Annotated in this window: 21 protein-coding genes; 15 read left to right on the top strand and 6 right to left on the bottom strand. The window is 52.2% G+C overall.

Annotation, left to right across the window (positions count from 1 at the left end):
* The first annotated feature begins 71 nt into the window (after window positions 1-71).
* On the top strand, window positions 72-1,190 hold the full coding sequence (locus ACZ52Z_RS02845; protein WP_464269253.1) for a pyridoxal phosphate-dependent aminotransferase: 1,119 nt from the start codon (window positions 72-74) through the stop codon (window positions 1,188-1,190).
* A 4-nt stretch (window positions 1,191-1,194) separates the two neighbouring features.
* On the opposite strand, the gene moaA is transcribed toward ACZ52Z_RS02845, so the two are convergent.
* The gene (gene moaA, locus ACZ52Z_RS02840) at window positions 1,195-2,241 is read right to left on the bottom strand and encodes a GTP 3',8-cyclase MoaA (RefSeq protein WP_464269252.1); all 1,047 of its coding nucleotides are present in this window, start codon (window positions 2,239-2,241) and stop codon (window positions 1,195-1,197) included.
* 88 nt (window positions 2,242-2,329) lie between these two features.
* Between moaA and tsaD the strand changes: the two genes are divergently transcribed.
* The 4 genes from tsaD (at window position 2,330) to ACZ52Z_RS02820 (ending at window position 6,055) form a co-directional block, all read left to right on the top strand.
* Entirely contained in the window at window positions 2,330-3,337 is a 1,008-nt protein-coding gene (gene tsaD, locus ACZ52Z_RS02835; RefSeq protein WP_464269251.1) for a tRNA (adenosine(37)-N6)-threonylcarbamoyltransferase complex transferase subunit TsaD, read from the top strand.
* Between the two features lie 62 nt (window positions 3,338-3,399).
* A complete protein-coding gene (gene rsmA, locus ACZ52Z_RS02830; protein ID WP_464269250.1) occupies window positions 3,400-4,281 on the top strand; it encodes a 16S rRNA (adenine(1518)-N(6)/adenine(1519)-N(6))-dimethyltransferase RsmA in 882 nt (293 codons plus the stop codon).
* Window positions 4,282-4,337: 56 nt separating this feature from the next.
* On the top strand, window positions 4,338-4,853 hold the full coding sequence (locus ACZ52Z_RS02825) for a DUF2062 domain-containing protein (protein WP_464269249.1): 516 nt from the start codon (window positions 4,338-4,340) through the stop codon (window positions 4,851-4,853).
* Between the two features lie 5 nt (window positions 4,854-4,858).
* Window positions 4,859-6,055, top strand: a complete 1,197-nt coding sequence (locus ACZ52Z_RS02820) for an iron-containing alcohol dehydrogenase (protein WP_464269248.1) — start codon at window positions 4,859-4,861, stop codon at window positions 6,053-6,055.
* Between the two features lie 205 nt (window positions 6,056-6,260).
* On the opposite strand, the gene ACZ52Z_RS02815 is transcribed toward ACZ52Z_RS02820, so the two are convergent.
* The 3 genes from ACZ52Z_RS02815 to ACZ52Z_RS02805 all read right to left on the bottom strand — a co-directional run bounded on the left by ACZ52Z_RS02815 (window position 6,261) and on the right by ACZ52Z_RS02805 (window position 8,735).
* Window positions 6,261-6,680 carry a single-stranded DNA-binding protein gene (locus tag ACZ52Z_RS02815; RefSeq protein WP_464269247.1) on the bottom strand — a complete coding sequence of 140 codons (420 nt, stop codon included), beginning with the start codon at window positions 6,678-6,680 and terminating at the stop codon, window positions 6,261-6,263.
* Between the two features lie 73 nt (window positions 6,681-6,753).
* Window positions 6,754-7,881 (bottom strand): SPL family radical SAM protein, encoded by a 1,128-nt coding sequence (locus ACZ52Z_RS02810; protein ID WP_464269246.1) that lies wholly within the window; start codon window positions 7,879-7,881, stop codon window positions 6,754-6,756.
* The gene (locus ACZ52Z_RS02805; RefSeq protein ID WP_464269245.1) at window positions 7,878-8,735 is read right to left on the bottom strand and encodes a glycosyltransferase family 2 protein; all 858 of its coding nucleotides are present in this window, start codon (window positions 8,733-8,735) and stop codon (window positions 7,878-7,880) included. The genes ACZ52Z_RS02810 and ACZ52Z_RS02805 overlap by 4 nt, the downstream gene beginning before the upstream one ends.
* Before the next feature lie 160 nt (window positions 8,736-8,895).
* Between ACZ52Z_RS02805 and ACZ52Z_RS02800 the strand changes: the two genes are divergently transcribed.
* The 6 genes from ACZ52Z_RS02800 (at window position 8,896) to tyrS (ending at window position 17,204) form a co-directional block, all read left to right on the top strand.
* Window positions 8,896-10,398: an Rne/Rng family ribonuclease gene (locus ACZ52Z_RS02800; protein WP_464269244.1), complete on the top strand. Its 1,503-nt coding sequence runs from the start codon at window positions 8,896-8,898 to the stop codon at window positions 10,396-10,398.
* 165 nt (window positions 10,399-10,563) lie between these two features.
* Window positions 10,564-11,955: a M23 family metallopeptidase gene (locus tag ACZ52Z_RS02795; protein ID WP_464269243.1), complete on the top strand. Its 1,392-nt coding sequence runs from the start codon at window positions 10,564-10,566 to the stop codon at window positions 11,953-11,955.
* Between the two features lie 40 nt (window positions 11,956-11,995).
* Window positions 11,996-13,447 carry an LptF/LptG family permease gene (locus ACZ52Z_RS02790; protein WP_464269242.1) on the top strand — a complete coding sequence of 484 codons (1,452 nt, stop codon included), beginning with the start codon at window positions 11,996-11,998 and terminating at the stop codon, window positions 13,445-13,447.
* Complete coding sequence (locus tag ACZ52Z_RS02785) at window positions 13,444-14,349, top strand: lysylphosphatidylglycerol synthase transmembrane domain-containing protein (RefSeq protein ID WP_464269241.1); 906 nt, start codon at window positions 13,444-13,446, stop codon at window positions 14,347-14,349. The genes ACZ52Z_RS02790 and ACZ52Z_RS02785 overlap by 4 nt, the downstream gene beginning before the upstream one ends.
* Before the next feature lie 33 nt (window positions 14,350-14,382).
* Entirely contained in the window at window positions 14,383-15,600 is a 1,218-nt protein-coding gene (locus ACZ52Z_RS02780; protein WP_464269240.1) for a glycosyltransferase family 9 protein, read from the top strand.
* Between the two features lie 311 nt (window positions 15,601-15,911).
* Window positions 15,912-17,204 carry a tyrosine--tRNA ligase gene (tyrS, locus tag ACZ52Z_RS02775; RefSeq protein WP_464269239.1) on the top strand — a complete coding sequence of 431 codons (1,293 nt, stop codon included), beginning with the start codon at window positions 15,912-15,914 and terminating at the stop codon, window positions 17,202-17,204.
* Window positions 17,205-17,420: 216 nt separating this feature from the next.
* Here tyrS and ACZ52Z_RS02770 read toward each other — a convergent pair whose 3' ends face one another.
* Window positions 17,421-18,095 (bottom strand): phosphatase PAP2 family protein, encoded by a 675-nt coding sequence (locus ACZ52Z_RS02770; RefSeq protein ID WP_464269238.1) that lies wholly within the window; start codon window positions 18,093-18,095, stop codon window positions 17,421-17,423.
* A 194-nt stretch (window positions 18,096-18,289) separates the two neighbouring features.
* Between ACZ52Z_RS02770 and ACZ52Z_RS02765 the strand changes: the two genes are divergently transcribed.
* From ACZ52Z_RS02765 to ACZ52Z_RS02750, 4 genes are all read left to right on the top strand, one after another.
* Entirely contained in the window at window positions 18,290-19,843 is a 1,554-nt protein-coding gene (locus ACZ52Z_RS02765) for a glycosyltransferase family 39 protein (protein WP_464269237.1), read from the top strand.
* Between the two features lie 162 nt (window positions 19,844-20,005).
* Window positions 20,006-20,473 (top strand): hypothetical protein, encoded by a 468-nt coding sequence (locus tag ACZ52Z_RS02760; protein ID WP_464269236.1) that lies wholly within the window; start codon window positions 20,006-20,008, stop codon window positions 20,471-20,473.
* Window positions 20,474-20,574: 101 nt separating this feature from the next.
* Window positions 20,575-22,191 carry an NAD(P)H-hydrate dehydratase gene (locus ACZ52Z_RS02755; RefSeq protein WP_464269235.1) on the top strand — a complete coding sequence of 539 codons (1,617 nt, stop codon included), beginning with the start codon at window positions 20,575-20,577 and terminating at the stop codon, window positions 22,189-22,191.
* Between the two features lie 44 nt (window positions 22,192-22,235).
* Window positions 22,236-22,670: a CBS domain-containing protein gene (locus tag ACZ52Z_RS02750; RefSeq protein WP_464269234.1), complete on the top strand. Its 435-nt coding sequence runs from the start codon at window positions 22,236-22,238 to the stop codon at window positions 22,668-22,670.
* Window positions 22,671-22,745: 75 nt separating this feature from the next.
* Here the strand turns inward: ACZ52Z_RS02750 and ACZ52Z_RS02745 are convergent, their stop codons facing one another.
* Window positions 22,746-24,071, bottom strand: coding sequence for a response regulator (locus ACZ52Z_RS02745; protein ID WP_464269233.1), 1,326 nt, complete (start codon window positions 24,069-24,071; stop codon window positions 22,746-22,748).
* Between the last annotated feature and the right edge of the window lie 5 nt (window positions 24,072-24,076).

Here is a 24,076-nt window from a genome sequence, read left to right as displayed (position 1 = left end):
AAGTCATGTCCACCCGTATCTGCCGGCCGAGTAGGAGAACCAGGCACATTGCGCCCTCGGCCACCAAACTGATGTCCCAACGGGCTGCCCAGCAAACAGGGTGCGTTTCCCTGGGACAGGGATTACCGGGGTTTCCCCCACCCGCGCATGTAACGGAAACAATAGCCCGTCTGGTGAAGTGTGATCCCGGCATCAACAGGTACACCCTGCAAAACGGGCTGCCCGAGTTACGCCAACGAATAAGTGATTACCTGCTCCAGGAAAAAGAGGTTCCTGTCAATCCGAAGAGTGAATTGTGCATTACTGTCGGCGGCATGGAAGCACTGTTGGCGACAGTATTGACTGTAGCAGATCCTGGTGACGAAGTGCTCCTTCCCTCACCTACCTATGCATCCTACTTTGAACAGGTCCAATTGGCAGGGGCCACTCCGGTGGGTGTCCCTCTGAATGAGCAATGGGAACTGGACCTGGAACGACTCGCTCAGTCCATCACCCCCCGTTCGACAGCCATCCTCATCTGTAACCCCGGCAATCCCACAGGGAACGTGTATACAGATGAGCAGGTACGCGCCCTGTGCGAGCTTGCCATTGTCCACGGCCTGGTCGTCATCATCGATGAAGCTTATGACTACATTGTCTACAGCGGGGAGAAAACACTCAATCCACTTGGCAACGCCGCTTATAGAAAGCATGTCATCACCATTGGCTCGCTCTCGAAGAAATACTGCCTCACCGGTTGGCGAATTGGCTGGGTAGCAGCCGACGTCCAGTGGATGGAACACATCAGCAAAGTGCATGATGCGACCACCATCTGCGCCCCAACCCCTTCGCAATATGCTGCTTTAGCGGCTCTGGAAGGCGATCAGCAATGGGTGGAAGCATGCTGCAGGGAGTTGGCCCGACGAAAAACATTCTGCTGCCAACGGTTGGACCGTCTCTCCCCTGATTTCAGCTACATTGAACCCCAAGGTGCATTTTACGTAATGGCCAGGTATCACTTCACCACGGCCCCTTCCCAGCAGGTCGCAGACCGCCTTGTTGATCAGGCCGGAATCATTACTGTACCAGGCAGTTCTTACGGTCCAGGTGGTGAGGGGCACCTGCGGCTATCCTTTGGCGGGGAAATCAAAGAAATCCGAGAGGCATTCGACAGGCTCGAACAGTGGTTGGAAACCAACGGTCACCCGTAACGCCTCATCCGCCAATGCGGGACATTTGTCCATGACAACTATTGCCCGAATTTTTGAGCCGCTGCTCCAGCTGGTGCCCCTGCGGTTTATTGCGAACAGCCTGTACGATGGCCTGGCGGATATCGGCATCACTCCCTCCGTGGCGCAGAATGGTACGGAGATCCACTTCTTCATCATGGAGCAGACATGACCGGAGGCCTCCGGCCGAAGTAAGACGCAGGCGATTGCACTGGTCACAGAAATGGTGGGACATGGGGCTGATGAAACCGATCGAGCCGACGGAATCGGCGCCAACATGGAAGACCTGGGCAGGGCCGTCTGCCAACTGACGAGGTTCGGCAATCAGTTCGCCATAGGCTTCCAACCGCTGTTTGATCTCATCGGTTGAGATAAAGGTTTCATCATTCCACCGGCTCGACTCGCCTATAGGCATAAACTCGATAAACCGTATCTGCAGGGGCATGGTCTGCGACAGGCGAACAAAGTCACCGATTTCGTCGTCGTTGATATGGCGCATGGCGACAACATTGACCTTCACCGGTTGAAAACCTATTTCCAGCGCTCGCTGCAACCCCTTCCACACGGTCTCAAAGCAGTCCACGCCGGTGATGGAGGCGAACCGCTCCGGTTTCAGCGTATCCAGACTGACATTGACCTTGGTGATGCCGGCAGCAAGAAGTTCCTCGGCGTAACGGGCCAAGAGCACACCGTTGGTGGTTAACCGGATGTCGGTCAGCTGTTCGATGGCAGCCATATCGCGAATAAATCCGAGGACATTTCTGCGCACCAGCGGCTCTCCACCGGTGAGTCTGACCTTGGTAATACCCATGGATACAGCCACCCGTACAAACCGCAGCAGCTCTTCGTAGGTCAGCAGGTCGTCGTGTTGCAGCTTCGTCGGTCCATTCACGGCATCTTTTTCAGTGACGCAGTACATGCAGCGCAGGTTACAACGATCGGTCAGACTGAGCCTCAGGTAGGAAATGGAGCGTGAAAACATGTCAATCAGTCTGCTTTCACTGTCAGGGGAACTGGCTATTTCTTGATTCATCGAGTAGTATATCCACAAAAAAAATTATCCGATACCTCAAACCAGAGATACCACTGAATTGCTCTGATTGCAACTGCTCCAGCAACCTATGCTCATTCTCGCCATAGAAAGCTCCTGCGATGATACAGCCGCCGCTGTCGTTGATGGAGAAAAGAATACAGTTTTAGCCAGCATCGTCAGCTCACAAAACACAGTCCATGCCCGATTTGGCGGAATTGTTCCGGAACTGGCCTCACGTTGCCATATTGAAATGATCTGGCCAGTAGTCAAGGAAGCGTTGACAGAAGCCCGGGTTGAGCTGCCTCAGGTCGAACTGATCAGTGCCACTCAGGGCCCCGGTCTAGTGGGCTCGCTGCTGGTAGGGTTTACCTTTGCCAAGTCGCTGGCAATGGTACAAGACATCCCCTGCGTAGGGGTTGATCACATGGCCGGACACCTGATGTCGTGTATGCTTGAGGAGCGCCGGCCGTCCTTTCCATTCACCGCCCTGATTGTTTCCGGGGGCAACACCTCCCTGTTTTCCGTGGATAGTTTCGTTTCCTACACACGGCTTGGTCGTACCAGAGATGATGCGGCCGGAGAGGCGTTTGACAAGGTGGCCAAACTGCTCGGCCTGGGTTATCCCGGTGGACCGGTGATCAGCCGGGAGGCAGGTGCCGGTGATCGAGCGGCGATAGCCTTTCCCCGGGCCTGGCTTGACAAGAACAGTCTGGATTTCAGCTTTAGCGGCCTCAAAACATCTGTTATGAATTACGTCCACACCTGCAGACAAAAACAGCAAGAGGTTGATATTGCCGACGTGTGTGCCTCTTTTCAAGAAGCGGTTGTTGAAGTGCTTGTGACCAAAACCATTGCCGCCGCCAAACAAAACCGGCATCAACGGGTAGTCATGGGCGGCGGCGTCGCTTCCAACGCCAGGCTGAGAGAGACAATGCAGCAACACTGCGCCCATGCGGGGATCGACCTTTTCATACCGAGGCCGCATTACTGTACCGATAACGCAGCGATGATTGGCCTTGCCGGCTACTATCACTTCCTGAACGGTCAAACGGTACAACCCGATGCTGATGCATATTCCCGCTCACCGCTCAACTAGCCAGACCCCTGCCCCCCGTAGTTTTCTTCAGGGAAGTGGCGAGCATAACCAAGCCTTGACATATGACCTATCAACAAACCAGAAAAACCCTGAAAAAAGAAGGCCTTGCTCCTACGAAGAAACTAGGCCAGAATTTTCTGGTCCACAAACATACAGCCGAACGGATTGCCGACCTCGCCGGACTCAGTCCCGATGATACGGTGGTGGAAGTCGGTGTTGGCCTTGGCGCTCTGACACTCCCTTTGGCACATCGCTCGGCCAGAGTCATCGGTATTGAAGCGGACGCCGGCATCATCAGGATGCATCAGGAGCAGGGAACCCTCCCGAACAACGTTACCCTGCGCCATCAGGATATTCTCAAAACCGACCTGGCCGAGCTCCACAGATCAATAGGCACACCGCTTAAAATCGTTGCCAACCTGCCCTATTCGATTTCCTCTCCTTTTCTCTTTCGCCTGATAGCGTGGAGCAGCTGCATGGATTTTGCGGTGATTATGATTCAACGGGAGGTGGCGGAACGACTGATGGCAGAACCGGGAACCAAGACCTACGGCGCACCGACCGTATTGCTGGCAAGCTGTGCAGAGATCACCCCCCTATTGCTGGTCAAGCCGGAAGAGTTTCATCCACGGCCCAAAGTGGACTCCATGGTTGTCAGGATTACTTTTTCCCCCCTTCCGGAACGGGTACGGCTGGTACGGGCACATGATAAGCGCAAACTCAAACGTATCGTCAATGCTGCCTTTGGACAGCGAAGAAAAACCCTGGTCAACGCACTCTCCGGAACCATTCATGAAATAAACAAACAGGCCATTGCCGACGCCATCAGACAGGCAGGAATTGATCCCGGGATTCGCGCAGAAAAACTCACGTTGGAAGACTTCGTCGAACTCACTCATTTTCTCCCAGACAAACCGGAGAAAGGCCAGCCACCGTCTGTCTGAAGCCAACCGTTCTCTTTGCTGCGGTGGCATTTCCACCGGAATGACCCAGGCATGCTGTGAAAACAAAACGAATCATAGCCTATTATTATCTTCGTCTCAAACGGCTGCAGGGAAACCCTCGATCCCTGGCCGTTGGCGCGGCTATCGGTGCGGCGATCGGCATTACACCCACCCTGCCTTTTCACACCGTCATGATACTGACCGCTACGCTGCTTCTGCGCGTCAATCCCATTTCCGCTCTTATTGCCGGAACTCTTGTCAGCAACCCCTTAACCTTTATCCCTCAATATTATGCCGCCTGGTGGCTGGGCAACATGATTTTTCCAGATCGACTGACCTGGCTGCAAATTAAACAGCTGCTTGCCGAACTCAACAGCAACGGGGTCATGGAAAGCATACACACCATCTGGGAAGTTGGGTTTAATGCGGTAGCGGTCATGATGACGGGCGGCCTTCTCCTGGCCATTCCAACAGGCATACTGTTTTATATCGTTGGGATGCGCTTTTTTGTGGCTATCCACCTTAAGCGCAGAGAAAAACAGTTGCTCAACGACAGAAAAAAAATGGCGTAATCCAGATGCAGAACTTTGTGTTCAACAATTCCACCAAAATCCTTTTTGGAAAAAACACCCTGCAGTCCATAGGTCAGGAAACCCGCCTATTCGGCGTCAAGGCCATGCTGGTCTATGGATGTCGCAGTCTCAGAGCCAGTGGTGCATACGCCTCTATTCTGCAGTCGCTGAACCAAGCCGGGGTAGCGGTGATCGATTTTGCCAACATCCCCTCCAACCCCCCGCTTTCCAAGGCTCGGGAAGGCATCAACCTGGCAAAAAAAGAAAAGGTTGAAGTACTCGTCGGTGCCGGCGGAGGATCGGTTATCGATATGGCCAAAGCTATTGCCGCCGGGGCGGTGGTCGAACATGACGTGTGGAAATTTTTCACCGGAAAAAAAAGCGTCAAAGGAACACTTCCTGTGACAACGGTACTCACCCTGCCCGCTTCGGGCTCTGAAATGAATTCCGGCATGGTCCTTACTCACGACGAACGTCAGGAAAAGTTCGGGTTTGGCCACAGGTTGCTCTTCCCCAAGACCTCTATTCTCGACCCAGAACTCTCCTTTACTGTCCCGCCCGACTATACGGCCTATGGTGCTGTTGACGCTGCCTGTCATCTGCTGGAATTCTACCTCACCACCAGGGACGAAGATACGCCGGTACAACGTCGCCTGATAGAAGGGTTGTTAACCACTATCATGGATTCCTGCACCCGCTGCCTGAAAGACCCAAAAGACTACGGTGGACGTGCAAACCTCATGTGGGCTGCCACCCTGGCTCTTAATGGACTGACAGCCGCCGGACTAGGCCGGGTAGGTTTTCCAATGCACTTACTGGAGCACTCACTCAGTGGACGGTACAACACACCGCACGGTGCAGGCCTTGCGGCACTCTTGCCCGGATGGATGGAATATTACAAAAAAGAGGCCCCTCAACGCCTTGCAGCATTGGGTAGCCATGTGTTTCCCGCTGAAGCCCTCCACCAGGCAACGCCTGAGCAGCTGGCCGACCACTTTATTGCTTCGCTCACACGATGGCTGCTCCATATCAAGGTGCCGACATCGCTTACCGAACTCAACATCCCCTCTTCGGATATTCCCCGCATAGCCAATCATTGCGTCGGTCTTGCCAAGGTTTGGCGATTACGGGAATATACTCAGCCTCTCTTGGAGCAGATTCTGCGCTGCTCGGCGTACAAAACAGCCAGGCAGCTGGAATAGAGCGGTTTACATGGGACAAGCAACGGCGGCGGGCCACGGCACTTTACACCTGATTTTCCTCCACCCCGGTCCGAAGTAAAGCGGTGAACATGTATTTGCCCGGGTGTAGTCGTTTTGATGATTGCCCGCAAACAGGGGGTCCTCCAGAACTGGAGTTACTGCCTGCAGGCTCATCGTTGTGTGAAAGGAAAGGTAGCACTCGTTGCTAAAACGGTACATCGTCTCCCATGTTGGGCGGCTCAGGGGGAAAATCATCATATCGGCCGCCTCCGCCACCAGCCCCGGCCCCGCCATTCGCCCCTCGCGGGGTCAACATTTTCATCTCTCGGGCAACAATCTCGGTCGTATATCTGTCATTACCATTCTGGTCGGTCCACTTTCTGGTCTGCAGCTTCCCTTCAATATACACACGCGACCCCTTGGACAGGTATTCGCCGCAGATCTCTGCGAGACGCTGCCAGGCGACAATACGGTGCCACTCGGTCTGTTCCTGCATCTGCCCGTCCTGCCCCTTCCACCTTTCGGTAGTTGCCACATTAAAAGAGGCTACCGGCGCGCCGTTCTGGGTATAACGAATTTCCGGGTCAGCACCCAGATTTCCAATAAGGATTACTTTATTAATCATTTTTCACCTGTTGGTTACATGTTCGCTGTGTACCAAGCACATATACTTGTGATCAGCAAAAAATACAAAAAAATCAGTGCCCGTCAAAATTTACCGCCGCGTCCAGCATCTGTGGCAACCCACCCAACTGCTCTGGAACATAGCCAAAGACCTCCTGCCATATTTCCTCACTTTCCATACAAAAATAAATACATGTCCTGGCTGCTGCATAGGTTTGCAGCTGTTCCAGAATAAAACGGTACATATTGACCCGCTGCGGTCTGAAATAGCGAAACTTATTGTCCAGACCATTGATAAACTCAGCATAAAAAAAGTTGGATCGGGGAAAGCGGTCAACGGCAATGGACTTGAGCGACGGTAAAAAACGGAGCGCTCCCATACTCATCCACACGATCTTTTCTGCAGGGACGGCTGCAAAGAGACGCCTGATGGTTTCGCTGTAGCCCTGCCTCCAGTTGTCATGATAAATGATGGGGTCAAAATGAAAAGCAAGGTGATACCCCCATTCGGCGACGCGCGCCGCTGCTTCCAGTCGTTCCTCAAGGGTGGCGGTTCGCAATTCCTCTCCTGCCATTATTTCCGGACTGTTCAACGACCAGGCAACAACAGTACGACCATTGTGATCCAAATTTTTTAATTGCGAAACAACGTTACATTTGGTTTTCAATTCAAGAATGGCATTGGTCTTGCTGCGCATATACTCAACAAGTCGTCCACTGAGTCCGGTGAGGGAATCGATGGCAAGACTGTCGGTAAATTCTCCGGTACCAATTCGATAAAAGGGCAGAGAGCCTTGTTGGATTACCGCATCCACTTCAGCAAACAGATCCTCGATATTCACAAAAAAACTGAGCCATGGATTGTTTAGGTATGCCTGGAGAATACAATACACACAATCCATAGGGCAGTTCATTCCGATATTGAGGACCTGGTATCCGCAACAGGTATACTCTCTGGTCCCAGGGCAGGGTTTGAAGAATGCACCACGGTTTCGGCAAAGCAACAGGTGTCGTTTTCCCTGGGTGAGGTTGCTGGGATAATCCCCCGGAATATCGGGAAGCTTTCCCTTATCTAGATAAGAGACAGGCAAGCGGGAAGAGGCTATGATCTCTTGGGTATACGGATGGTCAATACAATCTTCGGCTACATGCAGACGGGTAATAAATCTGGCAGGGTCACCGTAGGATACACCTTTTTTCACCCTCGTTGATCTCCAATAACAATTTTCATATAACGCTTCGACAACTCCAGGTACTGACGCCCTTCTTCCGGTCGTCCGTGCTTTACACATCCTTCCCCGTAAATTCTGCATTTTCGGGTAAGCTCCTCGGCTGCCAATCGATAATGCTCAGGGGTCAAACGGCTGCTGTCCAGCAACTTGCATAAAGACCGGATCCGGTAAACATCCATCCCCTGGCGATATATGGCCGAAAGCTGATCTTCCCTCCCGCCATCTTTACAGGTGAGCGCTTCCCTTACCCGCAGAAAAGGAATCCTGCAACTCATACGAAGCCAGAGATCATAATCCTCACAGCAGGGAAACCGCTCATCAAACATGCCGAAGCGCTCAAAGCATTCCCGCCGGACCATGACGGTGGACATCCCCACCATGCACATACGCAGACTGGGAGAAAAAATATCTCCTTGCGGCGGGTCATGCTTTTTTTTCTGGTTCACCCGTTTCCCATGGCGGTACCATATTTCGCGGGTATGGGATATCAGGTAGGCAGGAGAATCGCACATCGCCTGATATTGTTGCTCTAGTTTTTGCGGCAGCCACCAGTCGTCGGAATCCAGAAAGGCGATAAACGGATAGCGGCTGACCGCTATGCCCCGATTCCGGGCAGCCGATGCCCCCGCGTTATCCTGATAATAATACACAAGCGGGACAGCGCTTTGCCCCTTTATTCCTTCGACAACCTCTCTGGTGGTATCGCCTGAACCGTCGTCGACCACAATACACTCCCCTGCCGGAAAGGTCTGATTAACCACGGAGCGGATGGCTCGCGACAAACGCTCAACTCGGTTGTACGTTGGAATTATAACGGAAATCACAGGGTTACTCTTTGACACTTGCAATGAACGGCTACAGGCTAGAGAGATCTGCTCAGGAAATATTTTTGGCAGAATACTCGGGGATGTAGTATACTAACAGGTTTAAATCCGTTTACCGACTCCCAAGTCTCTTCTCCGCTTACGTACAAATCGTCCATATATGTACACAGACATTCTCATCAATGCAACCTCGTACGAAAACCGCATTGCATTGGTTGAAAACGGCAACTTAATCGAATTTTTCACTGAACGCCTCTCCGATAAAGGCCTGATAGGCAATATCTATCTTGGCCGGGTAGTCCGGGTCCTTCCCGGCATTGATGCCGCCTTTGTCGATATCGGTCTGGAAAGAACAGGGTTCCTCTACGTAGACGATGTCATCGTTCCTTTCGTCAACGGCGGACAAGCTGCCCGCAGAGATCAACAAACCGCAAATGAAGCGGGCTCCACCAGAGCAGAGTCACTGCCCATAAACCGGTTGCTGAAAGAAAACCAGAAAATCCTGGTGCAGATTGCCAAAGAGCCCATTGGCACCAAAGGCGCCCGTCTGACATGCAATATCACCATCCCCTGCCGCAATCTTGTCTATATGCCGCTGACTGATCATATCGGCATATCAAGAAAAATTGAAGACGAAGATGTCCGACTCCAATTGCGGGAAAAAATTGAACACCTGCGTCCATCCGGGGCCGGCTTTATTATCAGAACCGTGGCGGAGAACATCAGTAATGAAGACATGGAAGCTGATATGGAATACCTGCTTCTGCAATGGGATGAAATTGTCTCCAAATCAGCCAAAGCCTCCGTTCCGAGCCTGATCTATCAGGATCTTGACCTCATCAGGCGAGCTGTTCGTGATTTTTTTACTGAAAGCATCAATCAACTCACCGTTGATAACCGGGAGGTCTATGACCAGCTTATCACCTATGCACGAACGTTCGCCCCGCACCTGGAGCGTAAAATCGTCTATCACGATGAAGAATGCCCTCTTTTCGAGACCTATGGTATAGAGGTGGCGATTAACTCCGCACTGGAGAAGAAGGTCTGGCTGCGCTCGGGAGGATATATCATCATCGAGCCCACCGAAGCCCTGACCGTTATCGATGTGAATACCGGAAGGTATGTGGGAAAAAATGATCTGGCAGAAACCATTTTCAAAACCAATATGGAGGCGGTGAAAGAAATTGCCTACCAGCTGCGCCTTCGCAATATTGGCGGTATCATTATCATTGATTTTATCGACATGGATAACGAACAGGAGCGAGAAGATCTGTACAATGCCTTTCGTAAGGCGATGGAAGATGACAAGAGCAAGGTCAATATTTTAAAGCTCTCGGAATTCGGCCTTGTACAGATGACCAGAAAACGACTGTGCGAAAGTTTGACCCAGACAATGTGCGAACCCTGCTACTACTGCGGCGGAGACGGTTTTGTCAAATCGGGCCAGACCATATGTTACGAAATTTTCAGAAAAATATCCAGGGACGCGAGAAAAATCACCTGTAACACGGCCACGCTCAAGGTTCACCCCCACGTGGCCGAAATGCTGCTCAATGAGGAGGCAGCCCATGTGGAACACCTGGAACAGGAAACAGGAAAACGGTTTACCATTACAGCTGTTCCTGATATGCATATAAAGCGTTACGATATTTTGTGGAAGTAAAGAGACGGTGATCATCCCATCATGCTCCACTCTTCAATACAGCGCGAGTAGTCGGCCGAGCTGAACCGACCGATTGTTGCGGTTGCCGGTTGCGCAGGCAAGCCGCCGAAACATCTGCTCCATCTGTTAAAAAACAGAATTATTTTCTCTAGCAAACGAATAATTATGGCGAGAAGAAACCGAAGACGAAGCTCAACACGAGCCGCCAAAGGCGGATTTTTTCGTAAATTCTTTCTCATACTGCTCTGCTGCATTATCGTAGGGTCAGCAGTATCGGCGTATATCCTTTTTGAGACCGAAAAGCCCTCCCTTTCGATGGACCAGCACCTCGAATACCTCGGCACCAACGTTGAATTCACTCTTCACGTTACCGACGGAAAAAGCGGGGTGCGGTCAGTGGAGGTCCTTCTTGAACAAAACGGAAAAAACAGCCAACTGTTCAATCGTTCTTTCCAACGTCAGGCCTGGTTTAAAGACGCAGGGCCCAAGGAGATAACCGAGACGTTGGTTGTAGACGCCAAAAAGGCCCGCCTGGCCGAAGGACAGGCCGCCCTGATCATCAAGGTCAGAGATTTTTCCCTCAACGGTATGTTCAGCGGTAATGAAACTGTCCACACTATACCGGTGATGATAGACACCAAACCGCCCAAGGTGGTCGTTACCCACTCCCAAAGATATATTCGGCCTGGTGGCAGCGGGATCGTCACCTACCAACTCACCGAACCGGCGGCACGTCATGGCGTGCAACTCGACGATTCTTTCTTTCAGGGGTTTCCTCTGGATCAAAGCGGAAAACAGTTTATTGCCTATATCGCCCTTCCGTGGGACAGCAATAAACCCGGTCGGAGTGAAGTGCTTGCTGTTGACCGGGCGGGCAATCAGGGCGCATCACCGATAGCCGTCACCTTTAAACCTGTCCAGGAGAAAACAGACAAAATCAATGTCAGCCAGGGTTTTCTGCAAAAGAAAACTCCTGAATTTGAGGCGCATTACCCGCAAATGAGCGGCCAGTTGATCGAAAAATACCTCTTTGTTAATAATGAAGTCCGCCGTCAAAATGCCGCGACCATTGCCGAGCTTTGTGCTTCCCCGAGTCTTGAGAGAATGTGGCAGGGTCGTTTTCTGCGCATGCCCGGAGCAAAAAGGGCAGGATTTGCCGATCAGCGAACCTACTATTTTGATGGTAGAGCGATCGACAGTCAGACGCACCTTGGGATTGACATCGCGTCAACCGCCCAGGCCGATGTTCGGGCGGCCAATAAGGGGAAGGTCGTGTATGCTGACTATCTCGGCATTTACGGCAACATGGTACTCATAGACCACGGCCAGGGCATCTTCAGCCTCTATTCGCATCTCAGCCGCATTGACACGGAGCAGGGAGCCATAGTCGAGACCGATCAGCACATTGGCCACACCGGCACCAGCGGCATGGCCGGAGGAGACCACCTGCACTTCTCCATGCTCGTTCACGGTATTTTCGTCAATCCTATTGAATGGTGGGACCAGCATTGGATAGACGTCAATATCGAGTCATTCATCAGCGGCCAACAGTCCTGATTCCTCCTTCAACTCAACCGCGCTGCCCTCCTGTTTCGCCGTGAAACAATTACGCCTGCCACTTCTGCTATACAGCTATATAGCTGCCGAGCTGCTTGCGCCCTTTTTTGCCAGCTTTATCATTCTCTATTCGGTTTTTTTTCTGGTCAGACTCATTCCCCTGCTGGAGGTGGTTTTAGAGCTGCGTATCGGGTTGGCGGATTTCATCCGCCTCTTCAGCTACATTTTCCCGCACATGCTCCTCTACGTCATTCCCATGGCGAGCATGACCGGAGTTATTATCGGATTTACCCGGCTTACAAACGATAGGGAAATCCTGGCCTTAAAGGCCTGCGGCATCAGCCTGCGTAAAATGCTTCCGCCAGTGATTCTTATCGCTGCTGCTATTGCAACCCTCACCGGTTTTTTCTCCATTCGTCTCATCCCTGCCGGCGAACAGGGCATCAAACTGCTGATGTTCCAGCTGGCCAAAGAAAAGGTCGACAAAGGTCTCAAAGAGAAAAAATTTACTGAAGCGCTCGGAGACCTGGTTGTCTATGTCGATGAAATTGATGCCGAGGAAAACTGGCATGGTGTCTATGTTTCCGACATGCGTAATCGCGATCAGCCGATCATCACGGTTGCCAAAGCCGGACGAATGCAAGCCAATGTCGAGGACTTGCTGGTCACCATCGTCCTTAACGACGGGACGCTGCACAATGTGGACGGCCCTGACAATCAGGTGATACGCTTCCAACGCTACCGGCTGCAGATACCATTGCAGCCGCCAAAAAGAATTGACGGCGATGATGTCACCCAAATCGGCAAAGGCGCCATGAGTCAACCTCAACTGCTCCAGGCAGCCGCCCAATTCGGCCCTGACACCAAACAGGGTGTTGTCTACCTGACCGAATATCATCACCGACTGGTCCTTCCGGTTGGTTGTTTTATTCTCAGCCTGCTCGGCCTCCCGCTGGGCATGCAGGCAGGGCCGGGCAAACGGGCAGCAGGCATACCTTTAGGGCTCGGTTTTTTTGTTCTCTACTACGTGGCCTTTACTACCGGCAGGGTGCTGACAGAAGACCTGGTAGTGCCGCTCATTGTCGGCATGTGGACACCTAACCTGCTGTTCCTGTTCATAACCGTCTATATTTTTTATCGAGTCAATCGAGAAAAAAGTCTGCTTCCAGAGCGGCTGATGAACGGCCTTGCCTTACTGTATGACCGCCTAGCCAGACCGATGGTTATGCTCCTGCAACAGTGGTGGCAACGCATTATCAGCAGAAGACCTCGACAGCAGCATACTGATGATCCATCCAAAGATCAGAGGAATCAGGCCGTGCATGCCGACGGAACAACCATGCACTACCACTTTCCCCAATGCACTGACTACGACTGCCCGCACTGTACCATTAACTTCATCACCCCCGCGATTGCCGAGGAATCCGGGTTTACCCCTTGCCCATTCTGCAAGACCTTGGTTGATGCACAGCATAAAGTGAAAGAGAAGTGAAATTTGTAACCAAACTTGCCGTCACCGTGTTGCTCTTTGTTCTCATTTTCCGCAATATAGACGTCAGCGAAACCCTCTCTGCCGCAGCCACTGTGAAGATGCCCACCCTGGTTCTTGCTGTCTTCCTCCTGATGGGCAGCAGCTGCGTTGCCTCGTTACGCTGGGGTATCATCATGGCAAAGATAGGAATACACCGTCCACCTCTTTTCTTTCTTAAAAGTTACTTCAAGGGTGCATTCTTCAATCAAGGACTGCCGACAAGCATCGGCGGCGACGGCCTGCGAATCCTTGACGCTGCGCGAATTACGGAAAATAAAGAAGATGCTTTCAACGGTGTTTTCATCGACCGTATCATAGGGTTAGCCGGCCTTTTATTGCTCAACGGAGCAGCCTTACTCCACAATCGAACCCTGCTGCCGCCTCAGATCCACCAGCCTCTGCTGGTTGTCGTCCTGCTCTCTCTCGGAGGGCTGGTTGCCCTGTTTTTTCTCCATCGCATTCCCCGCCTGCATACACTGCGATACCTTGGCTACATCCACCGTCTTTCACAACGATACGCCACTATTTATTCCACAGTGGGCTCAATATCGATACAACTGGGCTTGAGCCTTGTCACTCACCTCCTGGCAATGAGTGCCTTTTTTATTCTCGGTCAGGGAGTGGGGATGCACTACTCGATCCAGATTTATCTGGCACTTGTCCCACCGGTGATTCTGTTGACAATACTGCCGGTCTCCCTCGCCGGCTGGGGAGTGCGGGAAGGAGCCATGGTTGGTTTATTCCTCCTTATCGGAGCGGATAAACCAGCAGTGCTTTCCCTCTCCATCCTGTATGGACTTATGGCACTGTTTGCCTCCCTGCCAGGACTGCTCGTTTACCTGACCCAACGACAGCGTATTTAACCTCTCACCCCATGCATACACGACAAAACACTCATGAATGTTGACACCATGCGAGCAGTTGATAAGTGGGCCGGAATTCCGCTCACGTTTCTCCTGTCCATACCCATTATCCTGTTTGCAGCTTGTACAAAACGCGCCCGTCGGCGAAAACCGCAACGCATCCTGTTTATCGAGCTCTCGGAAATGGGCTCGACCATTCTGGTCAATCCGGCACTGATGAAAGCTCGACAGGAACTCGGCGCAGACCTGTTTTTTGTAATTTTTCAAAAAAACAAGCCCAGCCTGGAGCTGCTCGATACCATTCCTTCTGCCCACGTCTGCACCATCAGAGAAAACAACCTCTATGTCCTGGCTGTTGATACACTTCGGTTCCTGGTCTGGACGAGAAAACAAGGAATAGACACAGTGGTCGATCTTGAGCTGTTTTCGCGCTTTACCGCCCTGCTCACCGGGCTCAGCGGAGCCGCAAACCGAGTAGGATTTCACAGTTTTCATAACGAAGGCCTGTACAGGGGGAATCTGCTGACCCACCGGGTCGCCTATAACCCACACATACACATTGCAAAAAACTTTATAGCCCTGGTTAACGCTCTGCTGGCTGAAAAAAAAGAAATCCCCTACTCCAAAACACATATTGACGACCAGGAACTGCAACTCCCGGTAGTCTCTGTCAGTGATCAGGAGCAGGCAGCCATTCATGCCCTCATTCAACAGCGCTTTGCGCAATACACCGCAGGCAGCCATCGCCTGGTTCTGATCAATCCCAATGCCAGCGAACTGCTGCCGCAACGCCGTTGGATGCCGGAGAGGTACGTTGCTCTTATTCAACGCATACTCTCAGAAAATGAAAACGTCCTTGTTTTGATTACCGGCGCACCGGCAGAAAAAGATGAGGCTGCTGCCATGTGCCGCAATGTTGGCAATGATCGATGCCTTAACTTCGCAGGAGCGACACCACTTCAACAGCTCCCGGCACTCTATTCCGTTGCGAACCTCATGGTGACGAACGATTCTGGTCCCGGACATTTTTCGTCGATCACTCGACTTCGTACGTTTGTCCTTTTTGGCCCCGAGACTCCGGCCCTTTATGGTTCGCTGGGCAACTCCACATCAATTTATGCAGGCCTCGCCTGTTCCCCCTGCGTCAGTGCCGCCAACCACAGAAAGACCGCATGCCGAGACAACCGGTGCCTTAAGGCGATTTCCGTAGAGCAGGTATTTACCCTTGTACAAGAGGAGCTGTCGAAGTGAGATTTCTGCTTAACCGTGTTCAACAGCAAAGATGGACAGGACAAATCCGCACGCGCATGGTATAAAAGATGACCAATGCACCTTTGTCTCAACTCGGGTAAAGAGGAGGAAAAACAGCTGCCAGAGTACGCCAGCTCGATACGGTGTCCGCACGCCTTTGTTCAGGCTCCCGGATGGGACAGAACACATCTGTCTGACGAAGGTGGAAAAGCACAAAACACCATATTGCTCCCCTTTGATTGCGTGACCTAGCGTCTTTGCTCCTCTCATCTACAAGAAACACTAACATTACACCTCAATCATACGAAACAATGAATTTTGTCGAAGAATTAACATGGCGAGGCATGATCCATGACATCGCGCCCGGAACGGAAGAACAGCTGCAAAAAGAGATGACATCTGCCTACGTGGGGATTGACCCCACAGCCGACTCGCTCCATATCGGCCACCTGGTCAGCGTGATGATGCTCAAACATTTTCAAATAGCCGGCCATAAGCCCATTGCGTTGGTCGGTGGAGCAACCGGAATGATCGGGGACCCGTCCGGAAAGTCAGCAGAGCGCAACCTGCTGGATGAGCCGACCCTTCGTCATAATGAACAATGCTTGAAAAAACAGCTCGCCAAGTTTCTGGATTTTGAGTCGGATGCACCTAATGCAGCTGAGTTGGTCAATAATTACGACTGGATGAAAAATTTCAGTTTTCTTGAGTTTATCAGGGATATTGGCAAACACATCACTGTTAATTACATGATGGCTAAAGAGAGTGTAAAGCAGCGTCTCGGTGATGAGTCCAAGATGGGGCTGTCTTTCACGGAATTTTCTTACCAGCTGGTTCAGGGAACCGACTTTTTGCACCTGTACCGGGAAAAGAACTGCAAGTTGCAGATGGGAGGATCCGACCAGTGGGGAAACATCACCACCGGGACTGAGCTAATCCGTCGCAAAGAAAGCGGGGTGGCTTTTGCCCTCACCTGCCCCCTGATTACCAAAGCCGACGGGGGAAAATTCGGTAAAACCGAAAGCGGGAATGTCTGGCTTGATCCGAAACTGACCACCCCGTATAAATTTTACCAGTTCTGGCTCAATGTATCCGACGCTGATGCCGAGAAATACATCAAAATCTTTACCCTGCTGAGCAGGGAAGAAATAGCCGAGTTAAGCAAGGAGCATGAGGCCGCACCGCACCTTCGACCATTGCAGAAACGGTTGGCCAAAGAGGTGACATGCATGGTGCACGGCGAAGAGGAGTATAACAAGGCGGTCGATGCCTCGCAGATTCTCTTTGGCAAGGCAACGACTGAAAGTCTTGCTGCGCTGGACAAAGAGACCTTTCTCTCGGTATTTGAGGGCGTGCCGACCTTTGCAATCGATCGTGCCAAGCTCAATGACGGAGTGCCGATCATCGAATTGCTCGCAGCAGAGACAGCAGCTTTTCCCAGTAAAAGTGAAGTACGACGGACCATACAAGGAAACGGTCTCAGCCTGAACAAGGCAAAGATAACCAATCAGGATTATGATGTCACAACCGCAGATTTGATCAATGAGGCGTACTTGCTGATTCAAAAAGGCAAGAAACAGTATACGCTCATCGAAGCGGTCTGACTCCTGCCGATACCGAGCTCCAACCATTCATGAGCATGACCTCTGTTCCGTAACAGCGAACAGGACACTGTGCTCCGCTCTCCTGCTGTTCAAGAGCGTCCAGTGCCCACCGGGCATAGGACGCTCCAGTCCGGCTCTGCCCCTCTTTATTGCCCCTGCCATGGACGGTGTTTGCGCACCATCTAATGGCAGCACCTCATAGAGGGCAGCCAGCGTCTAATCGTCTATGCCCTTTTCCGGGGACAACCAAATCGCCAGTAGTTGACCGGTGAGATACACTATCCCTCCAGCCCAGAGGGTATCGCTGACAAAATGTCCGCCCTGAAGTATCCGGCCAAGCCCTACCACTCCTCCCCAGCCCAACCCAATAGCCAGGCAGAACAATGCATCCCCTCTGTGTTTTTCTCGTAACAGGAACCATGGCCCTATGAGTGCAAAAGCGATGGAGGCATGCCCAGAGGGAAAAGAGCTGTTGCGGCCTGCCTCGCCGGGCTCCCAGAACTGATGATACCTGTATTCACCGGCAAAAACCTTCACTTCGCGAGGTCGTGGTCGTCCCAGGTTATCTTTCAGGATGACATTCGCTATCAGGCCTGGTCCCAACAACAGAAAAAGGAGGATAAAGAGCGCCTGTTTGCGCCACCGGCGACATTTTTCCAGCCTCCAACCGCCAATGAGGATCAGCAATGCAATACCGCCCATGAGCCACGCCGGGACAGGCGCCCAACGGTAGACAAGCTCCCACAGATAGGCATTGACGCCGAACCATCCGCTTTCCGCAGTGAACGCCAGATCAGCAACCAGTAAATCAATTCCGGTCAACCAGATCACTATGGTTGCCGCAATCAGTCCCAACAGTACGGCAAAGAGTTCGTTCAACTTGTCCGGCATTACACTCTTCTCCACGGATATATGGTCATTTTACAGCAGCAACTGCAGATAATCAGGTGGACTGGTCACCTTCCGATTGCCTGTCATGAGTAAACCCTATATAGTCGCATTGGCACATATCGGCAATCACTCTCTGTCGTCACCGTCCTGTGTTTATCAGCATCGGTACGCTTCTGTTTTTCATACTACCCGCAATGACAGCAACACAACGAACCTATCAGACCGCTACGGTGTTGGTTATCCTTGGTGCATGCCTTGGCCGTCTTCTACTCAGTCCTCATTTTTTGCTGGTCCCTGACGAGGCGAACTACTGGCAATGGAGCAGGTATCTGGACCTCGGATACCATGATCACCCGCCGATGATAGCCTGGACCATCTGGCTGGCCACCCAGTTCCTCGGGCATACGGAGATGGCGGTACGATTACCCACGATTCTTGGAACGGCACTGTTCTCGGCGTACACGTGCCTGTTGACTGCACGCCTGTTGAGCTGGCGGTGCGCCATGCATACAGGACTGCTGCTGCAGCTTATCCTGCTCATCAACGGAACGGCACTCATCGCCACCCCGGATGGTCTTTTGCTTCCATGCTGGGCTGCTGCCTCGTATCATGCCTACCGGGCCCTTGACCACAATCGACCCTCCCAGTGGTTATTAACCGGCACATGGTTCGGCCTCGGGCTCCTGTCCAAGTATACCATGCTCCTTTTTCCGGCATGCCTCTTTCTCTATATGCTGACAACCCCCCGGTACAGGTCCATGCTTTGCTCGCCCTGGCCCTGGTTGGGCATCTTGCTAAGTGTCCTTATCTTCTCTCCCGTGCTGATCTGGAACAGCCTCAATGAGTGGGCGACCTTTCGTCATGTTCTCTTTCAAGGTGGAGTGGATAACCAGCAACTGTTCACCCTTGCCTTTATCGGTGACTTTTTTGGTTCGCAGCTGCTTTTGCTGACTCCTGTCTGCTTTACGCTCCTGCTTCTCTGCTGGTTCCGGCCATCGGTTCAGGATCAGCTCCCCCAGAGTGGTACTGCCTATCTCCGTTGGATGTCTCTTCCCGGTTTTTTGGTTTTTCTCCTGCTTTCCCTTCATGTTCGGATCTATGGGAATTGGCCGGCACCGGTATATACCACCGGCCTTATCCTTGTCGCGGCCGCCTATGCCCCGAAGGGAAACCAAAGGCAACGACCTTCCCGGCTCTGGAAGGCAACGCTTGCCGTGGCAGCGCTCTTTTCTCTCCCGGTGATGGTACAGGTCGTTTATCCCCTGCTGCCGCTCCCCATAGCGTGGGACAGAACCGCCCGAGAAACCGTTGGCTGGGACATGCTTGGCCAAAAAATCAACCAGGCTTCTCTTGTCATGCCTCGACCGGAATCAACGTTCATATTCGGCTTGCGGTATCAGTATGCAAGCGAGCTGGCTTTCTACACCCCAGGTCAACCACGAACGCTCTCCATTAATCGATGGGCCAGGCCCAATGTGTATGATTTCTGGTTTGATGACAGCATGGTCATTGGTCAGGATGCGATTGGGGTCTTCAGCTATCCCGGCATGGAAAAACATCTCGCCCAGTTATTTGCTGAGACTGACCCGATCGAAGCGATTACGCTTACCAGACATTCCCCCTGGTTTGGTGAGCAGGCAGTGCAAACGGTGTACCTTTTTCGCGGCTATGGTTTTCTTGGCGGTCTACGCTGGCAGCCCCGCGATGTGGATGATATTCGAGCAACCGACCAGCAAGCTGCACACTGAACGCCTGTCATGGTGCCCATCCTTTGGAGAAGCCAAGAGCACAATCTTAAATATACTTGCTGCACAGGCGGCGCAGTGCTACCGTAGAGTAAAGAGCATACCTGCTTGGTTTTTCCTGATTAACGTTACCGTTGCCGCGAGCAGCAAGTCGGAGGAGGGGCCTTGAAACCATCCAGTGTTTTCACCATTACCAGGAAAGTCACGTTTTTTGAGTGTTTGGCCATCGGCTGCGTGATCGGTATCATCTGGAGTGACGAACTCTTTGATATCCCCTTTTTACTCCTGGGTGCGGAACCGTCTCCGGTCAACTGGCAGGAGGCGACCCTTGAAAGTGCCATCGTTTTGATTATCGGTGCACTGATTATCAGTTTTAACCGACGAATACTCTCCAAACTCAACCGAATAGCCACTATCATCCCCACGTGTCCTTCCTGTAGAAAGGCTTACGACAATGACGAATTCTGGGAAATGATGCGGCAGACTGCCGACACATTTCGTCATGAACACTTCATTGATGGGGTATGTATGGATTGTATTCGTACCTATTCCCCTGAGGCCTATGAACAGTACCTGAAAAAAAAGAAACAACAGGCGAAAAAGGAGCAGCAGGAACGTTCTTCCTTGCTCTGAAAAAAAGCCGAAAGAGCGGCACTGCGAGGAATTGTTCCTCCCGGGAGACTAGCGCTCCTGACATAGGTCATCACACTACAAACCAAAAAGAGCGTGTACCGATGAAACTTGCTACAGCCCACCAGATGCGGCGGCTTGACCATACGACCATAGAACAACTCCAGGTCTCGGGTGTGGTACTCATGGAACTTGCCGGCAGGGGAACAGTCGAGCATATGGTCAAAGCGTTTGGCCCGGTAGAGGGAAAGCAGGTTATTATTTTTGCCGGACCTGGAAACAACGGCGGCGATGGTTTGGTTATTGCCCGAACAGTTGCCAATATGGGCGCTCTCCCTCATGTATACTTTCTGGTTGACCCTAACACGCTGCGCGGTGACGCGGCTCACAACTTTGTTCTCCTCAGGAGCTGGAATATTGCCTACACGGTGCTCGACACCACTCAAGCCGTTGAAGCGACATGCGCTGCACTCGAAGAAAACTGCAGCAGATTGCCTGTGCACTCCTTGGTGGATGCCCTCTTCGGCACCGGACTTTGCCGGGAGGTCGGTGGCCACTTTGAGGCCGCGATCTCCCTGATCAACACTCTGCGTGATAGACAACAAATAAAAGTGGTGGCGGTTGATATTCCCTCGGGCAGAAACAGTGACACCGGCACGGTGCTTGGCTGTGCTGTTCAGGCAGACCTTACCATCACTTACGGCCTCCCAAAACCTGGCCATTTTCATCATGGCGGTGACGGAATGGGAAGCGTACACACGGTTGATATCGGTATTCCTCCCTTTCTCCACCAGAAAGTAGGCCTAGACGGCTACGCCCTGACCGGAAAAACCCTGCCTCGCCTCCGTGCTAAACCGTTGAACGCCCATAAAGGAACCAACGGTCACCTCCTCATTCTGGCAGGCTCCACCGGAAGAACCGGAGCCGCAATCCTGAGTGCCCGCGGAAGTTTACGCAGCGGTTGCGGACTGGTTACTCTCGCGGTTCCCCATGACTTGAACCCTGTTTTTGAAACCTCACTGGCCGAAGCCATGACCATCGCCCTGGATCAGTCGAGCGGAGAACTGTCCGGAGAGGCCTTGGAACAGATAGTAGCTGTTACCCACGGTAAAGATGCTATTGTTCTTGGTCCCGGCATGGGAACCGGTAAGGGACCGGCTGAAGTGGTCATGCATCTCTATTCGGAATGTCCGCTTCCCCAGGTCATCGACGCAGATGCCCTGACTATTCTGGCGGCACAACCGGAAACACTTAAACGCCCCGCCGGCCCCCGCCTCTTCACCCCGCATCCCGGAGAAATGGCCCGCCTGCTCAGTTCATCGGTTGCGGAGGTCCAGACCGATCGCCTCCAGGCAGCCCAATGGGTTGACGATTGGCAGGAGCATATCGACTTTCCGCTCATAACTATCCTCAAAGGCGCAGGAACAGTCATTGCGTCCAATAAGGGCCAATGGTGTATCAACACGACGGGCAACGCGGGGATGGGCACCGGGGGGATGGGAGATGTCCTTTCCGGGCTGCTGGGAAGCCTGCTTGCCCAGGGGTATACCCCATGGGATGCCGCCTGCCTCGGGGTATTTCTGCATGGAATGAGCGCAGATCAGCTTGCGAAGACTTCGCCCCTGGGGTATACCGCTTCGGAAGTAGCTACAGCCTTTCCCCAAACATACGCTGCTGTTCTGGACATGCAGAATAACTCAATAACAACGCCACAAGATTAACACACGGCAAGCGAGGTTACGCCATGTTGAATGCAAGAGATATTATGACGAGTGAAGTCATTGTCATTAATGAGTCGGACTCGGTTCGCGACCTGGCGGTCACGCTCATCACCCACAAAATTAACGGAGTTCCTGTGGTGGACGATGAAAATCAGGTTGTAGGGGTGGTTACTGAGAGCGATCTAATTTTTCAAAACAAAAAGGTCCACATCCCCACTGCCGTGGCTATTCTGGATTCCTTTCTTTTTCTTGAACGACCGAACAAGATGGAGGAGGAAATGAAAAAGATTGCAGGCTCGCAGGTGAGCGATATCTGCTCCTACGAGATTATCAGCGTCGCTCCGGATACCCCGATCGATGATATAGCGACCCTGATGGCAGAAAAACGGGTGCATACACTCCCGGTTCTGGAAAACGGAGAGCTCGTTGGTGTGATCGGTCAGACAGACATCATCAAGACTATTGCCCACGGCTCATAAGCCGCCCCTCATACTGATACCACCGGCACAGGCAGGGCGAATGGCGACTCCATTCGCCCCCTTGTCTCACCTGGCTCAATTCCCTTCGCCGCTTTCGGGTTTTTCGTAAAAACACCAGCAGTTACGCCCATTTTTTTTGGCCTGATACATGGCAATGTCAGCATGACGGAGCATGGTTTCCGCATCCTCACAATCATCCGGAAAGACAGACACTCCCACACTGGCGCCGATGTAACAGATATGGTTTTTCACTTCAATGGGCTCATTGAGCAGTTCGATCGCTTTTTGTGCAACATGGCTGGCGCCTTCCGCTGTTTCAGTACTTTCGAGCAGGATCACAAACTCATCTCCGCCCAGCCGACAGACCGAGTCAGAGGACCGCAGGGTGGATCGGAGTCTCTCTGCAACCTGCACAAGCACCAGGTCTCCTATTCCATGGCCATAGGTATCGTTAATCGGCTTAAACCGGTCCAGGTCGATAAAGAGCAGGCAGAGCTTACGGTGATAGCGCTGTGCCAGGGAGATGGCCTGGGGTAGTCGTCGGCGGAAATAATTCCGATTGGGTAGTTGGGTCAAGGTGTCGTGGTTGGCCATATAACGGATGAGTTCTTCTGCCTCCTGTCGTTCCGTAATATCTTGAAAGACCAGGACACCACCGCTGAGCTCTCCCCTTCGGAGAATCGGGGTTGAGGTGAATTCCACCGGAAAGCTGGTACCATCCTTGCGCGTCAGTCGCGCTTCATCAAAATGGGTGATATCCCTGTGGTGGGAGGAATGAAAAAACGGGCAGCAATCCACACCGAACTCGTCACCTCCGGGAGTGGAGAGCCGAAAGATGGTCATGTATTCCCGGCCAACGACCTCCTCTTCCTCATACTCGAGCATTTTCAGGCCTGCCGGATTGATGTAGCTGATAGTTTTATCAGCATTGACGCCGCAGATTCCATTCGCTGCGGCACCAAGAATCATTTCATAATTTTTTGACAACAGCTCCTGTTCTATTTTTGACCTATACGAACCAAGAATATAGCGAATACGATTCTTTAACACCGGCCATCGAATGGGTTTGCGGATATAATCTACCGCGCCGGCACCAAAGGAACGATCGATAGTTGCCTCATCGTCAAGGGCAGTGATCATCAATACTGGGGGAGGATTGGCAAAGGAGGTGGTAATGTTTTCACACACCGTTGGACCGTCTATTCCAGGCATGGCAATATCGAGGATCACCAAGTCGTAGACATTTTTCCCGATCAGGTCAAGTGCCTCATATCCGTCTACCGCCTCTTCCACCTTGTAGTGTTCACTTTCAAGAAACTGCCGCAGCAACATACGGATAACCTCATCGTCGTCCACGATAAGCATACGAGGGGTCGCTTCCGGAAAAATTGATGCATTCATAATGA

It is taken from the genome of Desulfogranum aggregans (assembly GCF_055398265.1).
This window is presented reverse-complemented; position numbering and strand designations above follow the sequence as displayed.